At 69.0% G+C, this 20,558-nt stretch carries 20 protein-coding genes; 12 read left to right on the top strand and 8 right to left on the bottom strand.

Annotation, left to right across the window (positions count from 1 at the left end; translation table 11 throughout):
* Positions 1-13 precede the first annotated feature (13 nt).
* The 3 genes from EPAKOI_RS22115 to EPAKOI_RS22105 all read left to right on the top strand — a co-directional run bounded on the left by EPAKOI_RS22115 (position 14) and on the right by EPAKOI_RS22105 (position 3,291).
* Positions 14-877, top strand: coding sequence for a fumarylacetoacetate hydrolase family protein (locus tag EPAKOI_RS22115; protein ID WP_423193683.1), 864 nt, complete (start codon positions 14-16; stop codon positions 875-877).
* A 151-nt stretch (positions 878-1,028) separates the two neighbouring features.
* Positions 1,029-2,156 (top strand): amidohydrolase family protein, encoded by a 1,128-nt coding sequence (locus EPAKOI_RS22110; protein WP_423193682.1) that lies wholly within the window; start codon positions 1,029-1,031, stop codon positions 2,154-2,156.
* Positions 2,157-2,202: 46 nt separating this feature from the next.
* The gene (locus tag EPAKOI_RS22105; protein ID WP_313838524.1) at positions 2,203-3,291 is read left to right on the top strand and encodes a porin; all 1,089 of its coding nucleotides are present in this window, start codon (positions 2,203-2,205) and stop codon (positions 3,289-3,291) included.
* A gap of 25 nt (positions 3,292-3,316) precedes the next feature.
* Here the strand turns inward: EPAKOI_RS22105 and EPAKOI_RS22100 are convergent, their stop codons facing one another.
* A complete protein-coding gene (locus EPAKOI_RS22100; RefSeq protein ID WP_423193681.1) occupies positions 3,317-3,943 on the bottom strand; it encodes a MarR family winged helix-turn-helix transcriptional regulator in 627 nt (208 codons plus the stop codon).
* 96 nt (positions 3,944-4,039) lie between these two features.
* On the bottom strand, positions 4,040-4,951 hold the full coding sequence (locus EPAKOI_RS22095) for a LysR family transcriptional regulator (RefSeq protein ID WP_423193680.1): 912 nt from the start codon (positions 4,949-4,951) through the stop codon (positions 4,040-4,042).
* 96 nt (positions 4,952-5,047) lie between these two features.
* On the opposite strand from EPAKOI_RS22095, the gene EPAKOI_RS22090 reads away from it, so the two are divergent.
* From EPAKOI_RS22090 to EPAKOI_RS22075, 4 genes are all read left to right on the top strand, one after another.
* Positions 5,048-6,262 (top strand): CaiB/BaiF CoA transferase family protein, encoded by a 1,215-nt coding sequence (locus EPAKOI_RS22090; RefSeq protein ID WP_423193679.1) that lies wholly within the window; start codon positions 5,048-5,050, stop codon positions 6,260-6,262.
* Positions 6,263-6,307: 45 nt separating this feature from the next.
* Positions 6,308-7,303: a tripartite tricarboxylate transporter substrate binding protein gene (locus EPAKOI_RS22085; RefSeq protein WP_313838419.1), complete on the top strand. Its 996-nt coding sequence runs from the start codon at positions 6,308-6,310 to the stop codon at positions 7,301-7,303.
* A gap of 451 nt (positions 7,304-7,754) precedes the next feature.
* Complete coding sequence (locus EPAKOI_RS22080) at positions 7,755-8,009, top strand: hypothetical protein (protein WP_124686173.1); 255 nt, start codon at positions 7,755-7,757, stop codon at positions 8,007-8,009.
* A 118-nt stretch (positions 8,010-8,127) separates the two neighbouring features.
* Positions 8,128-8,952 carry an alpha/beta fold hydrolase gene (locus tag EPAKOI_RS22075; RefSeq protein ID WP_124686174.1) on the top strand — a complete coding sequence of 275 codons (825 nt, stop codon included), beginning with the start codon at positions 8,128-8,130 and terminating at the stop codon, positions 8,950-8,952.
* A 158-nt stretch (positions 8,953-9,110) separates the two neighbouring features.
* Here EPAKOI_RS22075 and EPAKOI_RS22070 read toward each other — a convergent pair whose 3' ends face one another.
* Positions 9,111-9,722 (bottom strand): ProQ/FinO family protein, encoded by a 612-nt coding sequence (locus EPAKOI_RS22070; RefSeq protein ID WP_124686175.1) that lies wholly within the window; start codon positions 9,720-9,722, stop codon positions 9,111-9,113.
* 275 nt (positions 9,723-9,997) lie between these two features.
* Between EPAKOI_RS22070 and EPAKOI_RS22065 the strand changes: the two genes are divergently transcribed.
* Positions 9,998-10,909: a manganese catalase family protein gene (locus EPAKOI_RS22065; protein ID WP_313838415.1), complete on the top strand. Its 912-nt coding sequence runs from the start codon at positions 9,998-10,000 to the stop codon at positions 10,907-10,909.
* 204 nt (positions 10,910-11,113) lie between these two features.
* On the opposite strand, the gene EPAKOI_RS22060 is transcribed toward EPAKOI_RS22065, so the two are convergent.
* Positions 11,114-11,578: a hemerythrin domain-containing protein gene (locus EPAKOI_RS22060; RefSeq protein ID WP_124686177.1), complete on the bottom strand. Its 465-nt coding sequence runs from the start codon at positions 11,576-11,578 to the stop codon at positions 11,114-11,116.
* 339 nt (positions 11,579-11,917) lie between these two features.
* Between EPAKOI_RS22060 and czcI the strand changes: the two genes are divergently transcribed.
* From czcI to EPAKOI_RS22040, 4 genes are all read left to right on the top strand, one after another.
* Positions 11,918-12,262, top strand: coding sequence for a cation efflux protein, CzcI family (gene czcI / locus EPAKOI_RS22055; protein ID WP_124686178.1), 345 nt, complete (start codon positions 11,918-11,920; stop codon positions 12,260-12,262).
* A 72-nt stretch (positions 12,263-12,334) separates the two neighbouring features.
* Entirely contained in the window at positions 12,335-13,609 is a 1,275-nt protein-coding gene (locus tag EPAKOI_RS22050; protein ID WP_124686179.1) for a TolC family protein, read from the top strand.
* Between the two features lie 12 nt (positions 13,610-13,621).
* Complete coding sequence (locus EPAKOI_RS22045) at positions 13,622-14,878, top strand: efflux RND transporter periplasmic adaptor subunit (protein ID WP_423193678.1); 1,257 nt, start codon at positions 13,622-13,624, stop codon at positions 14,876-14,878.
* Between the two features lie 15 nt (positions 14,879-14,893).
* Positions 14,894-18,079, top strand: coding sequence for a CusA/CzcA family heavy metal efflux RND transporter (locus tag EPAKOI_RS22040; RefSeq protein ID WP_423193677.1), 3,186 nt, complete (start codon positions 14,894-14,896; stop codon positions 18,077-18,079).
* Here the strand turns inward: EPAKOI_RS22040 and dmeF are convergent.
* The 4 genes from dmeF to EPAKOI_RS22020 all read right to left on the bottom strand — a co-directional run bounded on the left by dmeF (position 18,067) and on the right by EPAKOI_RS22020 (position 20,407).
* Positions 18,067-19,071 carry a CDF family Co(II)/Ni(II) efflux transporter DmeF gene (gene dmeF, locus EPAKOI_RS22035; RefSeq protein WP_423193676.1) on the bottom strand — a complete coding sequence of 335 codons (1,005 nt, stop codon included), beginning with the start codon at positions 19,069-19,071 and terminating at the stop codon, positions 18,067-18,069. The genes EPAKOI_RS22040 and dmeF overlap by 13 nt on opposite strands.
* 10 nt (positions 19,072-19,081) lie before the next feature.
* Entirely contained in the window at positions 19,082-19,357 is a 276-nt protein-coding gene (locus EPAKOI_RS22030; RefSeq protein ID WP_423193675.1) for a metal/formaldehyde-sensitive transcriptional repressor, read from the bottom strand.
* Positions 19,358-19,432: 75 nt separating this feature from the next.
* The gene (locus EPAKOI_RS22025) at positions 19,433-19,627 is read right to left on the bottom strand and encodes a hypothetical protein (protein WP_313838401.1); all 195 of its coding nucleotides are present in this window, start codon (positions 19,625-19,627) and stop codon (positions 19,433-19,435) included.
* Positions 19,628-19,699: 72 nt separating this feature from the next.
* Complete coding sequence (locus EPAKOI_RS22020) at positions 19,700-20,407, bottom strand: hydrolase (protein ID WP_124686185.1); 708 nt, start codon at positions 20,405-20,407, stop codon at positions 19,700-19,702.
* Between the last annotated feature and the right edge of the window lie 151 nt (positions 20,408-20,558).

The following is a 20,558-nucleotide window of genomic DNA, read 5'->3' as shown; positions in this document are numbered from 1 at the left end:
GCATCGCCACACCATGAAGCTCGTTACCTATCTCCACAACGGCAATACGTCCATCGGCAAGGTCGAGGGCGACCTCGTGATCGACCTGCCGCGCAACGATCCGGCCCTGCCCGACACCATGCAGGAACTGCTCGAAGCCGGCCCTGCCGCGCTGGACCGCGCCCGCGCCGTGCGCGGCGGCTTTACCGCGCCGCTGTCGGCGGTGACGCTGCTGGCGCCGGTGCCCAAGCCGTCGAAATACCTGGCCATCGGCATGAACTACCGCAAGCACGTGGCGGAGGCGGCCAAGGTTGGCGTCCATACGCCGCCCGTGCAGGTCTGGTTCAACAAGCAGGTGTCGTGCATCAACGACCCGTTCGGCGACGTACACATGCCGGTGGTCTCGGCGCAGCTCGACTACGAGGTGGAACTGTGCGCGGTCATCGGCACCCGCTGCCGGCATGTGAGCCGCGAGGACGCCCCGTCGGTCATCGCCGGCTACATGGTCTGCAACGACGTGTCCGTGCGCGACTGGCAGCTGGCGTCGCAGACGATGACCATCGGCAAGTCGTTCGACACCTGCGGCCCGATCGGCCCGTGGATCGTCACCCCAGACGAACTGGGCGACCCCCACGCGCTGCGCCTGCGGATGTGGGTCAACGGCGAACTGCGCCAGGACGACGTGACCGGCGCGATGATCCACGACATCTACGGCCAGGTGGTGCATCTGTCGAAGGCATTCACGCTGGAGCCAGGCGACCTGCTGGCCACCGGCACGCCGTCCGGCGTGGGCGTGGCGATGGACCCGCCGTCCTACCTGAAGGTGGGCGACGTCATGCGCGCCGAGATCGACGGCATCGGCCACATCGAGAACCGCGTGGTGGCCGAACCCGCCTGACCCACCCCCCGCGGGAGTAGCCCCGCAGCACCCCAGTACCCAGCGCCGTCGCCACCAGGTCGGCCCGCCATGTCCGCCGCCGCGCGGGCAGGGCGGCCTGTTGCCCGGCGCCACGGCACACCGGCTGTCCCACCTCACTTTGATGACGCCTATGCAAACCAAGAATGAAGTCGTGGACCCCTGTCAGGCCGGCCGTCCGGCCAGCCCGATGCGCCGCCGGATCGGCGCGATGCTGGGCGGCCTGCTGGCCAGCCAGGCCGTACCCGCGCGTGCGCAGCCGCAGCCGCAGGACGGCATGGCGGGCGTGCAGCGTATCGACGTCCACCATCACATCCTGCCGCCGGTCTTCCGCCAGACCATGGGCGAGGACGCCATCGGCGCGCCGGCCCCGAACCGCGTGGCGCCGCAGTGGAAGGTGGCCGATTCGCTGGGCCTGATGGACCGGCAGGGCATCACCACCGCCGTGGTCTCGGCGCCGCCGCTGTGGATGCCTGACATGGCCAGGACGAGCCAGCTTACGCGCGCCTGCAACGAGTTCGCCGCGCAGATGGTCAGCGACCACCCGTCGCGCTTCGGCACGTTCAGCGCGCTGCCGTTGCCCGACGTGCGCGCGGCCATGGCCGAGATCACCCATGCGTTCGACGTGCTGAAGGCCGACGGCATCGGCCTGATGACCAACTATGGCGACAAGTACCTGGGCCACGCCGATTTCGCGCCGGTCTTTGCGGAACTGAACCGCCGCAAGGCCGTGGTCTACGTGCATCCCACGTCGTGCCAGTGCCATCGCGGCCTGCTGCCGGAGCAGCCCGATTCGCTGATCGAGTTCCCGCATGACACCACGCGCGCCGTGTCCAGCCTGATGTTCTCTGGCGTGTTCAGCCGCTGCCCGGACATCCGCTTCATCTTCTCGCACGCCGGCGGCACGGTGCCCTACCTGGCCACGCGCATGGCGATCCTGGGCTCGCTGGACAAGACGCTGGCCCGCCAGGTGCCAGAGGGCGTGATGCCGCTGCTCAAGCGGCTGTACTACGACACCGCGATTGCCGCGAACCCGATCTCGATGGCGGCGCTGCGCAAGCTGGTCACGCCGGCCAACATCGTCCTGGGTACCGATTTTCCGTTTGTCCCGGAAACCGGCACGCAGGCCACGTTTGCCGGGCTGCGGGATGTGGGCTTCAGCGCGGAGGAACTGCGCGCGGTGGAAGGCGGCAACGCGGCGCGGCTGCTGGCGCGGGTGGCCAGCCAGGGTGCGCGGCTGGGGACGGCGCAGGCGAGCTAGCCCGGCCATCCAATTCTCATAAAAAAGACGGAGGAGACCCATGACAATCAAACTGAAACACCTGGCGCTGGGCTGCGCGGCGGCGCTGCCCGCGCTGGCGGGCGCGCAGTCCGTGACGCTGTACGGCGTGGTCGATACGGGCGTGGAGATGGTCAACCACGCCGGCCCGACGCAGGGCACCGTGGTGCGCATGCCTAACCTGTCCGCCTCGGTGCCGTCGCGTTGGGGGCTGCGCGGCGTGGAAGACCTGGGCGGCGGCCTGAAATCGCAGTTCGTGCTGGAATCGGGCTTCGCGCCTGATACCGGCGCGGCCAATTTCGGCAACCGCCTGTTCGGCCGGCAAGCGTGGGTGGGGCTGTCGGGAGACTGGGGCCAGGTCGCGTTCGGGCGCCAGTACACGATGATGTTCTGGGCCACGCTCGACGCGGACATCCTGGGGCCGAACACGTTCGGGTCCGGCGCGCTCGATCCGACGATCCCGAACTCGCGCGCGGACAACGCCATCTCGTACAAGGGCAAGTTCGGCGGGCTGACGGTGGGCGCCACCTACAGCTTTGGCCGCGATGCGGCGGTGGCCGCGCCCAGTCCGTCCAGCAACAACTGCGCGGGCGAGAACCCCGCCGACAAGCGGGCCTGCCGCGAGTGGTCGGCGCTGCTGATGTACGAGACGCCGCACTTCGGCGTGGCGGCGGCCTACGATTCGTGGCGCGGCGGCCCGGGCGCCTTTGGCGGCCTTACCAGCAGCGGCCGCAAGGACGACCGGCTGTCGCTAAGCGCCTATACGCTGTTCGATCGCGTGAAGGCCGGGGCGGGCTGGCTGCGGCATGACAACGACGGCAATCCCGCGCCGCGCAGCGACCTGTTCTGGCTCGGCGGCTCGTACGACCTGACGCCGGCGTTCACGGTGGCCGGGCAGGTCTATCACCAGCGCTATCACAACAGCGCCAACAAGGCATGGCTCTACGCGGTGCGCGGCACGTACAACTTCTCGAAGCGCACGGCCGTCTACGCCACGGCCGGGTTCATCGACAACGGCGGGCAACTGGCCCAGTCGGTGAGCAGCAATCCGGGCGCCAGTGCGTCGCCCGGCGGCACGCAGCTCGGGGCGATGCTCGGCGTCAAGCACATCTTCTGAACGCGGCCGGCGGGCGGTCAGGCGGTCAGGTGTCCGGATCGTCCTGCGCCGCCTTGCGCCGCACCCGGCGCGCCACGGTCAGCTTGCGGTTGACGCCCGTGGCGCTCTGGCAGCCGTCGACGAGGTTGGTGAAGATGGCCCGCAGCGTCTTGAGCGTGGCGGCCAGTTCCTCGGGCGACACGCCGGACATCGACGCGCGCTCGATGTCCCAGGCGCGCGGCGCCAGTTCGGCGACGATGGCGCCGCCGGCGGGCGTCAGGGACAGGTGGATGTTGCGCTTGTCCGTCGCCGACACGTCGCGTCGCAGGAAGCCGCGCTCCTCCAGCGCCGCCACCGCGCGGGACAGGTACGAGATTTCCGCGCCGGTGTGGCTGGCCAGGTCGGACAGCGTCTGGTGGTCCTCGTGGCGCAGCGCGGCCAGCACCCGCCACGCCTGCAGGTTGATGTTGTGCGGCTTCAGGTCGTCGCTGAATCGCGCGGCGATGATGCTGGCGGCGCGATTGAGCAGGTAGCCGACGGAGTGGTCCAGGTCGTGGTCGGGACGTTCGGCCGGCAGCGGCTGCATCCCGGCGCGGCCCGGCCGGACCGGTGACTTGGTCGCCGCGGCGGGGACGGACCCGTTCGCGCGCGGCGTGGAGGTGGACTTCGGCATGGAAGGGAACGGTTCAGGCAAGGTTTGGGGCGCGTGGGCCAGATGATAGCTTAAACAACCGCTTGGCAGGCGGAAAGGCTGCGGGGCGCCCGTCCCTCAGCCCGCCCCCAGGTTCGTCGAGCGGGCCGCGCAGGCCCGCAGGAACGCAATCAGCGTGGTCACCGCCCGGGTCTGGTAGCGCGCGGGCATGAAGAGCAGGTACATCGTCGTGCGCAGGAAGGCCAGGTCTTGGGGCGGCAGCGGCAGTTGCAGCAGCGTGCCGGCCGCGAGGTCGCGGTCGACCATGTAGCGGGGCACCAGGCCAACGCCCAGCCCTTGCAGGATCGTGTCGCGCAGGAAGAAGAAGTTGGCCGACATCAGCCGGGGCCGGATCTGGGCCTGGCCGCCCGCCGTGCCGGCGCGCCCGGCCACCAGCAGCTTCTGGCCGGTCAGTTCGGACGTGATGAGCGGCAGGTCCTTGAACTGGTCGAGCGTGTGCGGCATGCCGGTTTCGCGCACCAGCTGCGGCGTGGCGCAGGCCACGTATTCCACGTCGCCCAGGCTGTGCGAGACCGCGTTGGACGGCGCCTCGCCCATGACGCGCACGGCGAAGTCGACGGCGCCCTTGACCAGGTCGTCGATGTCGTTGTCGAAAATCACGTTCAGCGTGATGGCCGGATACAGCCGCATGAATTCGACAAACCACGCCGACATCGTGTGCTGGCCGAACCCGCTCGGCACGCTAAGCCGCACCGTGCCGCTGAGCCGCTTGCCCAGGCTCTGGACCGATTCCTGGGCCGCCAGCAACTCGTGCCGGATTGCCCGGCCATGCTCGTAGAGCTGCCAGCCCAGCTCCGTCGGCTCCAGTTGCCGCGTACTGCGGCGCAGCAGTTCGGCGCCCAGTTGCCGCTCGAACTGGTTCAGCCGCTTGCTCACGTTGGCCCGGCTCATGCCCAGTTGCACGGCCGCCCGGCTCAGGTTGCCGGCGTCGATGATGTCCACCAGCAGCGACAGCGCGCCCAAGTCCATTGTCAACTCCAGGTTTTCATATGTCGTCAGTTTCGGTTGCAATTGTCAAGCATATGGAACATATGGACAATCGGCGTCCATAGGAGACGTTGAACCATGCAACAAGAACAGAAAGCAGCGCCGCTGCCGCTGGCCGGCTTGCGCGTGCTGGACCTTTCGCGCGTGCTGGCCGGCCCGATGTGCGCGATGGCGCTGGCCGACCTGGGCGCCGATGTCGTCAAGGTGGAGCATCCGTCGCGCGGCGACGATACCCGCGACTGGGGCGTGCGCATCGGCACGCGCAATACGTCGTATTTCAACAGCGCCAACCGCAACAAGCGGTCCGTCACGCTGGACCTGCAAAGCGAGGAGGGCGCGGCGCTGGCCCGCCAACTGGCGGCCCAGAGCGACGTGGTGATCCAGAACTTCAAGGTTGGCGGCGCCGAAAAGCTCGGGCTGGGCTACGACCAGCTCGCCGCGCTGAACCCCCGCCTGGTCTACTGCTCGATCTCCGGCTACGCCCGCTTCACGCCCGAGGCGGAGCGCCCCGGCTACGACCTCGTGGTGCAGGGCGAGGCCGGCGTGATGGCGACCAACGGCGAGGCCGGCCAGGGGCCGCTCAAGTTCGGCGTGGCCGCCGTCGACATGTTCACGGGCATGTACGCGGCGCAGGCCATCCTGGCCGCGCTGTACGCGCGCCAGTCTACCGGCCGGGGCCGGCACGTGCAGATGGCCCTGTACGACTGCGGGCTCATGATCACGTCCTACTACGGCATGGAAGCGCTGCTCAAGCAGGGCGACCCGCCCAAGTTCGGCAATGCCCATCCGTCGATCGTGCCCTACGGCGTGTTCGATGCGGCCGACGGCCCGCTGGTCATCACCGTGGGCAACAATGGCCAGTTCCAGCGCTTCTGCCGCGACGTGATCGGCCGCCCGGAATGGGCCGAGGACGAACGCTTTGCCACCAACACGGCGCGCTCCGCGCATCGCGACACGCTGCTGGCCGAGATTCGCGCCGCGCTGCGCACGTTCAGCCGGGCCGATCTGCTGCAGCGGCTGACCGCGGCGCAGATTCCGTGCGGAGAGGTGCTGGGCATGCTCGACGCGCTGCAGTCCGAACGCACCGCGCAGGCGGGCCTGCTCCATCGCTTCGACGACAGCGAGGCCGGCCCGCAGGCCGTGCTGGCGCCGCCGTACGCGATGGACGGCCAGCGCATGCCCGTGCGCCTGCCGCCGCCGCACATGGGCCAGCACACGCACGAGGTGTTCCGCGAACGGCTGGCGCTCGACGACGCCGCCATCGCGGGCCTGCGCGCGCGCGGCGTGATCTGACCACATCCAGACAAGACCTGCATTTCATTCCCGAGGAGACAAACCATGACCCATCTGCTGAACCGCCGCCGCGTGCTCAAGGCGGGCGCCGCCGCATCGCTGGCCGCCCTGCTGCCCGCCGCGATGGCCAAGACTGGCTGGCCCGACAAGTTCATCAAGATGGTGGTGGCCTTTCCGGCCGGCGGCCCCACCGACACGGCCGCGCGCATCGTGGCCCAGAAGCTGTCCGAGCGCCTGGGCCAGCAGGTGATCATCGAGAACAAGCCAGGCGCGTCGGGTTCCATCGGCACGGCCAGCTTCATCAAGAGCCCGCCCGACGGCTACAACCTGTCGATGTTCGGCATGCCGGCGCTGCTGGCGCCGCTGATGTACAAGACCAACGCCTACGACGTGAAGAAGGATTTCCTGTCGGTGGCCACGGTCTACGTGCTACCGATGGCCATCGTCATCAACCCGCAGGTGGTGCCGGGCGTGGAAACGCTGCCCGACCTGATCCGCTTTGCCAAGGCCAGCAAGACGCCGCTGAGCTACACCAGCTCGGGCACGGGCAGCTTTGGCCACCTGGCGATGGAGCAGCTCAAGGACCTGGGCCACTTCGACATGCTGCACGTGCCGTACCGGGGCAGCGCGCCGGCCGTGGCCGACCTGCTGGGCGGCCAGGTGGGCATCATGTTCGCCGACGTGGTGGCCGCGCTGCCGCACATCCGCGCCGGCAAGCTCAAGGCCATCGCGCTGAGCTCGCCCAACGCGCGCGTGCTGCTGCCGAACGTGAAGACGGTGTCCGAGCAGGGCTTCCCGGGCTTCGACTTCGACTCGTGGGGCGGCCTGATCGCGCCGCTGGACACGCCGCAGGCCATCGTTGACCGCATCGCCAGCGAGACGCGCAGCATCATCGGCAGCGACAAGGAACTGCAGCAGAAGCTGGTGACCGCGGGCGCCATCGCCTCGTTCCAGGACGGCAAGCAGATGCAGGCGCGCCTGAACAAGGACTACGACCGCTGGAGCGCTATCGTCAAGGAAAAGAACATCAGCGCCAATTGATGGCCGGCGTGCCTGTCCGATAAGGCAGCCTTTCGCACCCTGCCATCTCCGGCCGCGTCCGCTACAACAGGGCCAACCGCCCTGGCAAGACCGCCGGCGCCGCCGTGCGCCGGTGGCCCGAAGCTTGCGTCTATGGGGGGCGGAATAAAGATGCCTGCCATGTATTCCTACGTCATTGACTGCATCGACGACCGGATCGCCGCTTTGGACCGCGCGATTGACCAGACTCGGGACCGGATCAGAGCGCAGATCCGCCTCATCAGAGCCGCGCGCAGCGATACGCATCGCCCCGAAATGGCGATGGAGGTACTGCGGTACCTCGTGGACACGCATGACGCGTTGCGGAAGCTTCGGGCGGTAGAAATTGCGCTGCGGCAGACGCTCTTCCATGGCCTCTACGTGAGGCATCTGGTGCCCTCCCTGTCATGCGGTCCGCCCGGCAGGAGAGGACTTGACTATCCCCACAGAACCCCGGGCCTGGGCTGACGATCCCCAGGCCATCCAGATCGCCGAGACCCGCACGCGGATCCGGCGCCAGATCGCCCTGATCCGGGCCTGCCGGCGCGACGCCGGCGACACCGCGCTGGCCCTGCGGGTGTTGCATACGATGCAGCACAGCCTGCGCGCGCTGCGCTGGACCCGCGCCGCCGCGGACCGCGCGCGGCAGCCCTGGGAGCCGCCCGGTGCGGCATTGCGACAAGACTAATCTCGACGCAGAAAACTTTCACTTCACCCCTCCCACCCCGCGATGGGACGATGCCGTCTTCCAGGGGGCCGCCAACGCAAGCCCCGGCCGCGCGCCGGGCATTCACAGGGAGGAAAGCATGCAAACCGTCAGGACCAAGGATGGCGTCGACATCTTCTACAAGGACTGGGGCAGCGGCCAGCCCATCGTCTTCTCGCACGGCTGGCCGCTGAGCGCGGACGACTGGGACGCGCAGATGATGTTCTTCCTGAACCAGGGCTTCCGCGTGATCGCCCACGACCGGCGCGGCCACGGCCGTTCCACGCAGACCGCCGACGGCCACGACATGGATCACTATGCCGACGACCTGGCGGCGGTGACCGCACATCTGGACCTGAAGAACGCCATCCACGTCGGCCATTCCACCGGCGGCGGCGAGGTGGTGCGCTACCTGGCCCGCCACGGCGAGAGCCGGGTGGCCAAGGCGGTGCTGATTGCCGCCGTGCCGCCGCTGATGGTCAAGACCGAAGCCAACCCGGGCGGGCTGCCGAAGGAGGTGTTCGACGGCTTCCAGGCGCAGGTGGCCAACAACCGCGCGCAGTTCTACCGCGACATCCCGGAAGGCCCGTTCTACGGCTACAACCGGCCCGGCGCGAAGGCGCAGGAAGGCGTGATCGCCAACTGGTGGCGCCAGGGCATGCAGGGCGGCGCCAAGGCGCACTACGACGGCATCGTCGCGTTCTCGCAGACCGATTTCACGGAAGACCTGAAGAAGATTGGCGTGCCGACGCTGGTCATGCATGGCGATGACGACCAGATCGTGCCGTACGCCGATTCCGGGCCGCTGTCGGCCAAGCTGCTGCGCCAGGGCACGCTGAAGACGTACAAGGGCTTCCCGCACGGCATGCCGACCACGCACGCGGACACCATCAACGCCGACCTGCTGGCGTTCATCCGCGGCTGACCCCGGCGCGGGCACGCCTGTCCGCCCCCGGGGCGTGCCCGGCTGTCAACGGCGGTGGCGGCAGCATGGGCGGCGCGGGCGGCCGCTGATCGTCAGAACGTGGCGGGAGGGAGCAAGGCTGCAACAAAAAACCCGGCGCGAGTGCGCCGGGCTGTTGGTCATTCGCCGGTCGGTGCCGGCGTGGGCGCCGCAGGTTCCTGCGGTGCCGATGCAGCGGGTGGGGCCGTGTCGCCCGCCGCTGCCTGTTCGGCCGGCTGGGCCGGCTGGGCGGGTTTCTTGGCGCGTGCCTGGCCCTGGCGCGAACGGCCGGCCAGCAACTGGCGGCCACGCCGCGCATCGGCGGCGGTCACTTCGCCGGCGGGCTCGCCCGCCAGGTCCACGCGCGGCGCGCCTTCGGTCAGGCAGGCCCAGTAGCGGCCGCCCCGGCACCACGTGCGGATCGCATCGCGCAGCTCGGCCTCGGTCAGGCCCAGTTGCTCGGCATGCGTCATCAGGTCCTCGAAGATGCCGACCTTGAGCGGCACCTTGGGCGCGGGATTTTTCGGGAATGCCAGCGGAAAGCGCTTCTGCAGCTTGCCGAAGGTGCGCACCACCGGATCGACCGGTGCCTCGGCCTTCGGCTTGGCCGTAGCGGCCTTGCCCTCTGCCGGGGGCTTGGCCTTGGCAGCGGGCGCGGGACGCCGGGGGGCGCGGGGCTGCTTTTCCCGTGCCTCCTTCTTTGCCTGTTCGGCGAGTTTTGCCTTGAGTGCTGCCAGTTGTTCGAAGCCCATTTCGTCAAGCCCAATAAAACGTCGCGGGATTATATCAGCCGCGCCCTGCACGGCCCGAACCGGCGCCGGAACCGAACGTGGCGCCTGCCGCGCGCGTGCGGCGGCATCGGTCGGAAAAACCTCCACTTCTCGATTACACCGGCGCCGGCCGCATCGGTGCGAACGGCGGGGGCATGGGCACGGCGGACCCCACGCGCCGCAGTGGCATGGTCGTTGCGGAGGTAAGCGCGTCCTGAAGACAGGGCTTTCACCATCGCACTCTGGAGGGGTCTCCCATGTTCGTGCACAACAAGCGTCTGCAATACACCGTCCGCGTCTCGCAACCCGACCCGGGCCTGGCCAACCTGCTGCTCGAACAGTTCGGCGGCCCACAGGGCGAACTCGCGGCCGCGTGCCGCTACTTCACGCAGGCGCTGGCCGAGGAAGACCCGGGGCGCAAGGACATGCTGCTCGATATCGCCACCGAGGAACTGAGCCACCTGGAGGTCATCGGCTCGATCATCGCCATGCTGAACCGTGGCGCCAAGGGCGACCTGGCCGAAGGCGTGCAGCAGGAGGCGGAGCTGTACCGGTCCCTGCAGGGCGCCGGCAACGACAGCCACGTCACGCAGCTGCTCTACGGCGGCGGGCCCGCGCTGATCAACTCGGCGGGCGTGCCGTGGACGGCCGCGTACATCGATTCGATCGGCGAGCCCACGGCGGACTTGCGCTCGAATATCGCGGCCGAGGCGCGCGCCAAGATCATCTACGAACGGCTGATGAACGTCACCGATGACCCCGGCGTGCAGGAGGCGCTGGGCTTCCTGATGACGCGCGAGGTGTCGCACCAGAAGTCGTTCGAGAAGGCGCTGTACTCGATCACCCCGAGCTTCCCGCCCGGAAAGGCGCCGGCCGACCCCAAGTTCGCCAGCGTCTATTTCAAGATGTCGCAGGGTGCCGAGACGCTGCGCGGCCCGTGGAATGCCGACAGTACGTTCGAATTCGTCGAAGACCCGCCGCCGGCGGTGGACGGGGGCGACGGCTCGGCCAGCGTGTCGATGCCAGCCGACCAGCTCTCGGCGCTCGAAGCGTTTGCCACGCGCGGCCAGTCTGACGTCGACAGCGATCCCGAGACCGGCGTCGACCTGGGCAAGGCCGAGGGCGATGTCGATGGCACCGGCCAGGACATGGCCGCGAGCAAGACGTGAACGACGGCTGCGTGACGATGGCGGCCCGGCGCTGCTGGCGCCGCCATCCGCTGCGGCTGCTGTCCGGCCTGCTGGTCAACGTGGCCGGGCTCTGCGCGCTGGCCGGGCTGATCTGAGCGGATACGGCGGGCCGAAGCGAAGCCAGCGCCGATAGGCGCTGGCGTACCGGCCGGAGCCGGCGGGCGGTCGCGGGGGATCAGGTGATCAGGCCGGCTGGCCCATCAGTTCGGTCTTGCGGGCTTCCAGTTGCTCGGCCACCTCGCGCAGGTCCACCTTGGCGCGGATCACGGCCGGGAACAGCTCGCCTTCCTCTTCCTCGACGTGGTGTCCCACGTATTCGGACAGCACCGTGTAGTGGGCCTCCAGCATTTCCTTGTCGCCCGCCTCCACCTTGGCCACCAGGTCCTTGGCCACGGCGTGCTCCACCTGGGCCTCGTCCAGCATGTCGTCGATCTTGTCGCTGGCGCCACGCAGCGCCGGGTAGAAGATCTCTTCCTCGATCTGCGCGTGCACCTTCAGCATCTGGCAGGTCTCGGCGGCGATCGACTGCTTCGTGGCATCGTCCTTGGCATCCTGGAACGCCTTGAACAGCTTCTTGACGGCGCGGTGGTCGTCCACCAGCAGGGAGAGCGCGGCGCGCTGCTCCACGGGTACTTTGGATTTGTCCATGATGTCTCGTGCTGTGGGGTTGGTCTTGGTCTGGCAGGGCGGGGGCCCGGCGCGCGGGTCCGCCCCTTCTTACGGGATAGCAAATCGCATTCCAGCGCCGCATGGCGCGCGATGGGCCCGCTGGTGCGGACCGTGCGCCACGGCGCGTGCCGGCCGCTTGTCAAGCCGGTGGCGATAAACGCCACGCATTGAAAGAATGCCAGCCGGGTGACCTGCGCCAAGGCACGGCCACGGCCGCAAAAGTAAGGTGTTTGTCATGTTGGGCGGGCCGGGATTCCGGTAAACTCGCCCGGTTCTGTGGACCCGCCCCCGTCTCAAAGCGATCTTCCCGCCGCTGGCATGCGACGCTACCTGCTGATATTTCTGCTGCTGATTCTGCCGTTCCAGTTTTCCTGGGCGGCGGCGGCACGCTATTGCCAGCACGAGACTGCCGCAGCCGCCGCGCGTCACCTGGGCCACCACGAGCATCGGCATCAGGATGCCGCGCCCGATGTGGACAAAAAGGCGGTTGCCGATACCGACTGCGGCGTCTGCCACGCCATCTCCCTGCCGTTCGTCGATGCCCAGCCGGCCAGGCTGGACGGCATTCGGCGCGCCCAGCCGCTGCACGCGACCCACCCGGCGGCCTTCACGTCGATGAACGCCCGCGCCCCCGACCGGCCCCAGTGGCTGCGTCTCGCCTGACCGGCGGGACGACGACTTTCTCTCCTTCGCGTCTCGCCGAATTCTCCCGGTCAAGAACCCTGGTGCAATTCGATGCGAAGACTATTCATGCCGCTCGGGCTGGCGGCAGCATGCCTCAGCCCAACCGTTGCCCTGGCGCAGCCAGGCCCCGCCACGCCGCCCCCGGCCGTCGCGCCGGCGTGGCCGGCGCTGCCGCTTGAGACGGCCGGCCCACTGACGCTCGACGCCGCGCTGGCGCTGGCGGCGGCCAGCAACTTCAGCGTATCCGCCGCCGCGCGCGACGTGGACGCCGCCGAGGGCGGCATCATGCAGGCGCGGACCATTCCCAACCCCGAGATTGCCGCCGTCATGGAAGACACGCGGCGCGCCACGCGCAGCACGACGGGGCAGGTCAACCTGCCGATCGAACTGGGCGGCAAGCGCTCCGCACGGATCGACGCCGCCGAGCGCACGCGCGAACTCGCGCAGGCGACGCTGGCCAGCGTGCGTGGCGACATCCGCGCGCAGGTGATCGAAAGCTTCTTTGCCGTACTGATCGCGCAGGAGCGCGTCAAGCTGGCCGCCGGATCGGCCGATATCGCCGCGCGCGGCGCCCAGGCCGCTGCCCGGCGCGTGGCGGCTGGCAAGATCTCGCCGGTCGACGAAACCAAGGCGCGCGTGGAGCAGGCCAACGCCGAGCTGGAACTGGCCGAGGCCACCGCGGGCCTGGAATCGGCACGGCAGGCGCTGACGGCGCTCTGGGGCAACACGGCCCCGCGCTTTGCCGAGGCGCAGGGCAACCTCGATGCGCTGCCGTCCCGGCCCGCGCCGGCCATCCTGCAGCAGGAACTGGAAGGCTCGCCGCTGGTGGCCGCCAGCCGGGCCGAACTGGACCGCCGGCAGGCCGTGATCGGCGTCGAGCGCAGCCGCCAGTATCCCGACGTGACCGTCAGCCTGGGCGCCAAGCGCGACAACGAGGCCAACCGCAACATGGCCGTGCTTGGCGTTGCCATTCCGCTGCCGCTGTTCGACCGCAACCAGGGCAACCTCTACGCGGCGATCCGGCAGGCCGACAAGGCGCAGGACGAACATCTGGCGAACCGGATCAACCTGACCCGCAGCCTGCTGCAGGCGTCGAACCAGCTATCGGTCTCGCGCGCGTCGGCCCAGACGCTGAAGGCCACGGTGCTGCCCGGCGCCGAACAGGCGTACAACGCCGCGACCATCGGCTTCGAGGCCGGCAAGTTCAACTATCTCGACGTGCTGGACGCACAGCGCACGCTGTTCCAGGCACGTATCCGCTACCTCGGCGTGCTGGGGCAGACCTATCAGGCGGCGACGACGATCGACCGCATCCTCGGACGCTAGGAGCCGCACATCATGGCCATGACCCCAAAACAACAGGCCGCCATCGCGGCGATCGTACTGGTGGGCGGCATCGCGACGGGCGCGGTGCTGATGACGGGCCGTTCGGCCCCCCACGACCATGCCGGACACGCCGATGCCGAGGCCCACGCGGCCAGCGAGCCGCACGCGAACGAACAGGCGGCGCATCCGGCCCCGGCGTCCGCCCCGGGCGCCCCGGCAACCGCCATCGCCAACGCCACGCCGGACAAGGTGGTGCTGACGCCCGCCCAGCTCGCCGCCGCGGCCGTGACCGTGCAGGCCGCGGCGCCGGCGCGCCTGCGTACCGGCGTGGCGTTTCCGGGCGAGATCCGCTTCAACGAGGACCGCACCGCGCACGTGGTGCCGCGGCTGACCGGCGTGGTGGAGAGCGTGCCGGCCAACATCGGCCAGCAGGTGCGCAAGGGACAGGTGCTGGCGGTGCTGGCCAGCTCCACGCTGTCCGACCAGCGCAGCGAGCTGCTGGCCGCGCAGCAGCGGCTGGACCTGGCCCGCGTCACGTTCGACCGCGAGAAGCGGCTGTTCGAGCAGAAGATCTCCGCCGAGCAGGACTACCTGGCCGCGCGCAACGCGCTGCAGGAGGCCCAGATCAGCGTCCGCAACGCGCGCCAGAAGCTCACCGCCATTGGTGCCAGCGATGCCGCCACGGCCTTGAACCGCTACGAGCTGCGCGCGCCGTTCGACGGGCTGATTGTCGAGAAGCACATCGCGCTGGGCGAGGCGGTGGCCGACAACGCCAACGTGTTCACGCTGTCGGACCTGTCGTCGGTCTGGGCCGAGTTCGTGGTATCGGCCAAGGACCTGGAAAAGGTGCGCGTCGGCGAGAAGGCCACGATCACGTCGACGTCGTCCGACGTGCGCGCCGAGGGCACGGTGTCGTACGTCGGCTCGCTGCTGGGCGAGCAGACGCGCACGGCCAAGGCGCGTGTGACGCTGACCAATCCGCAGATGGCGTGGCGGCCCGGGCTGTTCGTGACCGTCGACGTCTACGGGGCCGAGGTGCAGGTGCCGGTGGCGGTGCAGGCCGACGCCGTGCAGCAGATCGACGGCCGGCCCGCCGTGTTCGTGGCGGTGGCCGACGGCTTCGTGGTCCGGCCCGTCAAGACCGGCCGCGCTGACGGCCGCGTGGTGGAAATTGTCGACGGCCTGGCGCCGGGCACGCGCTACGCGGCGGCCAACAGCTTCGTGCTCAAGGCCGAGCTGGGCAAGGCCGGCGCCGAGCACAGCCACTGACCCGGAGAGACCGCCATGTTCGAACGTCTGATCCGATTCGCCATCGCCCAGCGGTGGCTGGTGCTGTGCGCGGTGCTGGCCATGGCCGCGCTGGGCGCCTACAACTACAGCCGGCTGCCGATCGACGCGGTGCCGGACATCACCAACGTCCAGGTGCAGATCAACACGGCCGCGCCCGGCTATTCGCCGCTGGAGACCGAGCAGCGCGTTACCTATCCGCTGGAAGTGGTGATGGCCGGGCTGCCGGGGCTGGCGCAGACGCGCTCGCTGTCGCGCTACGGCCTGTCGCAGGTGACGGTCATCTTCGACGACGGCACCGACATCTACTTTGCGCGCCAGCTGGTCAACCAGCGCATCCAGGAAGCCAAGGACAAGCTGCCGGCCGGCGTGGTGCCGGCGATGGGGCCGATCTCCACCGGCCTGGGCGAGATCTACCTGTGGACCGTCGAGGCCGGCGACGGCGCGCGCAAGCCCGACGGCACCGCGTACACGCCCACGGACCTGCGCGAGATCCAGGACTGGATCGTCCGGCCGCAGTTGCGCAACGTGCCCGGCGTGACCGAAGTCAACACGATTGGCGGCTTCGACAAGCAGTACCTGGTGGCGCCCAGCCTGGAGCGGCTGGCCGCCTACGGGCTGACGCTGACCGATGTGGTCCACGCGCTGAACCGCAACAACGACAACGTGGGCGCCGGCTACATCGAGCGGCGCGGCGAGCAGTATCTGGTGCGTGCGCCGGGGCAGGTGCGGTCCGAGGCCGACCTGCGCAACATCATCGTCGGCACGGCCCAGGGCCAGCCGATCCGCGTGCGCGACATCGGCGACGTGTCGGTGGGGCGGGAACTGCGCACCGGCGCGGCCACCGAGAACGGCAAGGAGGTGGTGCTGGGTACGGTGTTCATGCTGATCGGCGAGAACAGCCGCGCGGTGGCGCGCGCCGTGGACACCCGGGTGGCGGCCATCAACCGCACGCTGCCCGATGGCGTGAAGATCGTCACCGTGTACGACCGCACGCGGCTGGTGGACAAGGCCATCGCCACGGTCAAGAAGAACCTGCTGGAAGGGGCCGTGCTGGTCATCGCCATCCTGTTCCTGTTCCTGGGCAACCTTCGCGCGGCGGTCATCACGGCGATGGTGATTCCGCTGGCCATGCTGTTCACGTTCACGGGCATGGTCAGCTACCGCGTCAGCGCCAACCTGATGAGCCTGGGCGCGCTGGACTTCGGCATCATCGTGGACGGCGCGGTCGTGATCGTGGAGAACTGCGTGCGGCGGCTGGCCCATGCGCAGGCCAGCCACGGCCGGCCGCTGACGCGCGCCGAACGCTTCGACGAGGTGTTTGCGGCGGCGCGCGAGGCCCGCCGGCCGTTGATCTTCGGCCAGCTCATCATCATGATCGTGTACCTGCCGATCTTTGCGCTGACCGGCGTGGAAGGCCGCATGTTCCACCCGATGGCGTTCACGGTGGTGCTGGCGCTGCTGGGCGCCATGATCCTGTCGGTGACGTTCGTGCCGGCGGCGGTGGCGCTGGGCATCGGCGGGCGCGTGGCGGAGAAGGAAAACCGGCTCATGCAGTGGGCCAGCCGCCGCTATGCGCCGATGCTGGACCGGTCGCTGGCCAACACGCCGGTGGTGCTGACGTTCGCGGGCGTGGCCGTGGTGCTCTGCGTGGCAATGGCCACGCGGCTGGGCAGCGAGTTCATCCCGAACCTGAACGAGGGCGACATGGCCATCCAGGCGCTGCGGATTCCGGGCACGAGCCTGTCGCAGTCCGTGGCGATGCAGCAGCAGATCGAGACCACGCTGAAGGCCAAATTCCCCGAGATCGAGCGCGTGTTCGCGCGGACCGGGACGGCCGAGATTGCGTCGGACCCGATGCCGCCCAACGTGTCCGACGGCTACATCATGCTCAAGCCCGAGCGCGACTGGCCCGCGCCGCGCAAGACCCACGCGGCACTGCTGGCAGCCATCCAGGCCGAGGTAGCCACGATCCCGGGCAACAACTACGAGTTCTCGCAGCCCATCCAGCTCCGCTTCAACGAGCTGATTTCCGGCGTGCGCGCGGACGTCGCGGTCAAGATCTTCGGCGACGACAACGCGGTGCTCGACGACACGGCGCGGCGCGTGGCGGCCGTGCTGCAGGGCATCCAGGGCGCGCAGGAGGTCAAGGTGGAGCAGACCACGGGCCTGCCGATGATGACCGTCAACATCGACCGCGACAAGGCCGCGCGCTACGGGCTGAACATGAGCGACGTCCAGGAGGCCGTGGCCACCGGCATCGGCGGGCGCGAGGCGGGCACGTTCTTCCAGGGCGACCGCCGCTTCGACATCGTCGTGCGGCTGCCCGAGACCGTGCGCGCCGACGTGGAGGCGCTGCGCCGGCTGCCGATTCCGCTGCCCCGCGCCGTGGAGGGCCGCACCACGTTCATCCCGCTCAGCGAGGTGGCGACGCTGGACGTGGCGCCGGGCCCAAACCAGATTTCGCGCGAGAACGGCAAGCGCCGCATCGTGGTCAGCGCCAATGTGCGCGGGCGCGACATCGGATCGTTCGTGCCGGAGGCCGAGGCGGCCATCCAGCGGCAGGTGCGGATTCCGCCGGGGTACTGGACGACCTGGGGCGGCACGTTCGAGCAACTGGAGTCGGCCCGGGCGCGGCTGCAGGTGGTGGTGCCGGTGGCGCTGCTGCTGGTGTTCGCGCTGCTGTTCGCGATGTTCGGCAACGTGCGCGACGGGCTGCTGGTGTTCACCGGCATCCCGTTTGCGCTGACCGGCGGCATCCTGGCGCTGTGGCTGCGCGGCATCCCGCTGTCGATCACGGCGGCGGTGGGGTTTATCGCGCTATGCGGCGTGGCGGTGCTGAACGGGCTGGTGATGCTGTCGTTCATCCGCGCGCTGCGCGAAGCAGGCCATCCGCTTGACCACGCCGTGCGGCTGGGCGCGCTGACGCGGCTGCGGCCGGTGCTGATGACGGCGCTGGTGGCGTCGCTGGGCTTCGTGCCGATGGCCATCGCCACCGGCACCGGCGCCGAGGTGCAACGGCCGCTGGCGACCGTGGTGATCGGCGGCATCCTGTCCTCCACGGCGCTGACGCTGCTGGTGCTGCCGGTGCTGTACCGGCTGGCCCACCGGCGCGACGCCGATCCGTCGGCCAAGGCCGCCGAGCCCGCACCGGCAGAAGGAGCAGGACCTCAGCCCGCGTGAGGCGCCGGGTGGTGGCCGGCTGCCGGCAGATCGCTGTAGCGCTGGATCTCGACGGTAAGGTGGACAATTTCCTCGTGGATGGAAAGCGCCTGCCGGATCGTCGCCGCCGACAGCATGGCGTCGTCGGTGACCAGGCTGAGCGCGCACGAGAACTTTTCCTTGCCCACGCGCCAGACGTGCAGGTCGGCGACCCGCGTGTTGCCGGGCGCGGCCTCGAACGGCGCCAGCACCTCGCGGATTTCGGCCACCACGTGGTGGTCCATCTCGCGGTCCAGCAGCACCACGCCGGTCTGCCGCAGCAGGCCCAGCGCCCACGTGCCGACCAGTACGGCGCCGACGATGCCCATCACGGGGTCCAGCCAGCCCCAGCCCAGCAGCCAGCCGCCCGCCAGCGCCACGATGGCCAGCACCGACGTGGCCGCATCGGCCAGCACATGGACGTACGCGGACCGCAGGTTCAGGTCCTGGTGGTCGTGGTCGTGGTGGTGGTCATGAGAATGGCCGTGGTGGCCGTGGCCGTGATGATGCCCATGGTCGTGGGCGCCGCCCAGGATCAGCGCGCTGGCCAGGTTGACGACCAGCCCGACCACCGTGACGGCAATCGCCTCCTTGTAGTGGATGGCCTGCGGGCTGATCATCCGCTCGACCGATCCGAACACCATCAGCCCGGCGATGCAGAGCAGGAAGACGGCGCTGGCAAAGCCGGCCAGCACCTCGATCTTCCAGGTGCCGAACGAGAACCGCGCGTCGTTGGCGTAGCGGCGCGCGGCGGCGTAGGCAAACGCGCTCAGGCCGATGGCCAGCGCGTGGGAGCTCATGTGCCAGCCATCGGCCAGCAGCGCCATCGAGTTGAACCAGAGGCCGGCGGCAATCTCGACGAACATCGTCGCGGCCGTGATGAGCATCACCAGCCGCGTGCGGCGCTCGGCCGCGCGGTTGCCGCCGTCGAAGACGTGGGAATGGGTCCAGGGGGAAAGATCGTGTGTGCGCATGGTGCCGCCCCTATTTGAAATAGCTGCGGACCACTTCCACCAGCACGTCGCGGGCGTCGCTTTGGCCCTCGCGCGCCGGTTCGGCATCGACGAGGTGACACCGGATGTGTTCTTCCAGTACCACCGCCAGCAGGCCGTTCATGGCGCCGCGGCAACTGGTGATCTGCTGCAGCACGTCGAGGCAGCCTTTCTCTTCCTCTAGTGCCCGCTCGATGGCGTCGATCTGTCCGCGGATGCGCCGGACGCGGTTCAGCAGCTTCTGCTTGTCCTGGATGATATGACTCATGGCCGGAGGGGTAAATAGGGTAGGGGGGTATAGTACCTAAATCCGCACACCCCGCACAACCCGCTGTCCCACCGGTCAGGCCAGCGCGACCCCGCCATTGGCCGGCAGGCTGCGGGGGCGCCGCGATGCCCGGGCGACCAGCGCGCAGACCGACAGGGTGCCGGCAAACACGCCCAGCGACGACGACGTCTGGCCGTGCGCGGCAAAGCCGGTCAGGAACGCAAAGGTGGCCATTTCCCAGATCCGGGTGGCTTTCTGGCTCGTTTTCATGATGATTGAGGGCGCTTGGCCGGGGGCGCATCCCCCCGGCCGTTGACGTGGATCAGGCTGGATCGGGCTGGATCAGTATTCCGTCACCGGCGCATGCACCGGCGCGATCGACGGGTGCTGGGTCTGCGTGCGCTGGGCGGCCTTGTGGACCATCGTGTAGGCGTAGTCGATGCCCATGCCGTAGGCGCCCGAGTGTTCCTTGGCCAGGCCGGTCACCGCGTCGTACGTTTCCTTGTTCTTCCAGTCGCGCTGCCATTCCAGCAGCACCTGCTGCCAGGTGACCGGCACCACGCCGGCCTGGATCATGCGCTGCATGGCGTAGTCGTGCGCTTCCTTGGTGGTGCCGCCCGAGGCGTCGGCCACCATGTAGATCTCGTAGTCGCCTTCCAGCATGGCCGACAGCGCGAATGTGGTGTTGCAGACTTCGGTCCAGAGCCCGGCCACCACGATCTTCTTGCGGCCGTTGGCGGCCAGCGCGTCGCGCACCTTCTGGTCGTCCCACGAGTTCATCGACGTGCGTTCCAGCGTTTCCTTGCCCGGGAAGACGTCGAGCAGTTCGGGGTAGGTGTAGCCCGAGAACGAATCGCTCTCGACGGTGGTGATGGTGGTGGGCACGTCGAAGATCTTGGCTGCCTTGGCCAGGCCGACGACGTTGTTCTTCATCGTCTGGCGGTCCATCGACTGGACGCCGAAGGCCATCTGGGGCTGGTGGTCGATGATGATCAGTTGGCTGTTGCGCGGGGTCAGGACTTGCAGCTTGGCGTTGTTGGCGTTCGACATGATGGGCTCCGGTATAAAAGGTGATTCAATGAATTTGAGTGGTTATTGGGCGGTGCTGGCTTCGCTTCGTCGCGCTTCGTTTCGCTTCGCTGCGTTGTCGCGCCGTCCATGTGCTGAACTATAGCGACCGCCGGCCCGGCGCAAACAGGCT

It is taken from the genome of Cupriavidus sp. H18C2 (assembly GCF_049393795.1).
Taxonomy (GTDB): Bacteria; Pseudomonadota; Gammaproteobacteria; order Burkholderiales; family Burkholderiaceae; genus Cupriavidus; species Cupriavidus pauculus_C.
The sequence above is the reverse complement of the archived record's forward strand: the minus strand, read 5'-3'. Positions and strand labels throughout refer to the sequence as shown.

Coding starts and splice junctions, on each gene's coding strand:
- EPAKOI_RS22075 (WP_124686174.1), top strand. CDS start 8,128: ATGCAAACCGTCAGGACCAAGGATGGCGTCGACATCTTCTACAAGGAC.
- EPAKOI_RS22085 (WP_313838419.1), top strand. CDS start 6,308: ATGACCCATCTGCTGAACCGCCGCCGCGTGCTCAAGGCGGGCGCCGCC.
- EPAKOI_RS22025 (WP_313838401.1), bottom strand. CDS start 19,627: ATGAAAACGAGCCAGAAAGCCACCCGGATCTGGGAAATGGCCACCTTT.
- EPAKOI_RS22100 (WP_423193681.1), bottom strand. CDS start 3,943: ATGCCGAAGTCCACCTCCACGCCGCGCGCGAACGGGTCCGTCCCCGCC.
- EPAKOI_RS22060 (WP_124686177.1), bottom strand. CDS start 11,578: ATGGACAAATCCAAAGTACCCGTGGAGCAGCGCGCCGCGCTCTCCCTG.
- EPAKOI_RS22110 (WP_423193682.1), top strand. CDS start 1,029: ATGCAAACCAAGAATGAAGTCGTGGACCCCTGTCAGGCCGGCCGTCCG.
- EPAKOI_RS22030 (WP_423193675.1), bottom strand. CDS start 19,357: ATGAGTCATATCATCCAGGACAAGCAGAAGCTGCTGAACCGCGTCCGG.
- EPAKOI_RS22115 (WP_423193683.1), top strand. CDS start 14: ATGAAGCTCGTTACCTATCTCCACAACGGCAATACGTCCATCGGCAAG.
- czcI (WP_124686178.1), top strand. CDS start 11,918: ATGCGACGCTACCTGCTGATATTTCTGCTGCTGATTCTGCCGTTCCAG.
- EPAKOI_RS22040 (WP_423193677.1), top strand. CDS start 14,894: ATGTTCGAACGTCTGATCCGATTCGCCATCGCCCAGCGGTGGCTGGTG.
- EPAKOI_RS22070 (WP_124686175.1), bottom strand. CDS start 9,722: ATGGGCTTCGAACAACTGGCAGCACTCAAGGCAAAACTCGCCGAACAG.
- EPAKOI_RS22095 (WP_423193680.1), bottom strand. CDS start 4,951: ATGGACTTGGGCGCGCTGTCGCTGCTGGTGGACATCATCGACGCCGGC.
- EPAKOI_RS22090 (WP_423193679.1), top strand. CDS start 5,048: ATGCAACAAGAACAGAAAGCAGCGCCGCTGCCGCTGGCCGGCTTGCGC.
- EPAKOI_RS22045 (WP_423193678.1), top strand. CDS start 13,622: ATGGCCATGACCCCAAAACAACAGGCCGCCATCGCGGCGATCGTACTG.
- EPAKOI_RS22050 (WP_124686179.1), top strand. CDS start 12,335: ATGCGAAGACTATTCATGCCGCTCGGGCTGGCGGCAGCATGCCTCAGC.
- EPAKOI_RS22020 (WP_124686185.1), bottom strand. CDS start 20,407: ATGTCGAACGCCAACAACGCCAAGCTGCAAGTCCTGACCCCGCGCAAC.
- dmeF (WP_423193676.1), bottom strand. CDS start 19,071: ATGCGCACACACGATCTTTCCCCCTGGACCCATTCCCACGTCTTCGAC.
- EPAKOI_RS22065 (WP_313838415.1), top strand. CDS start 9,998: ATGTTCGTGCACAACAAGCGTCTGCAATACACCGTCCGCGTCTCGCAA.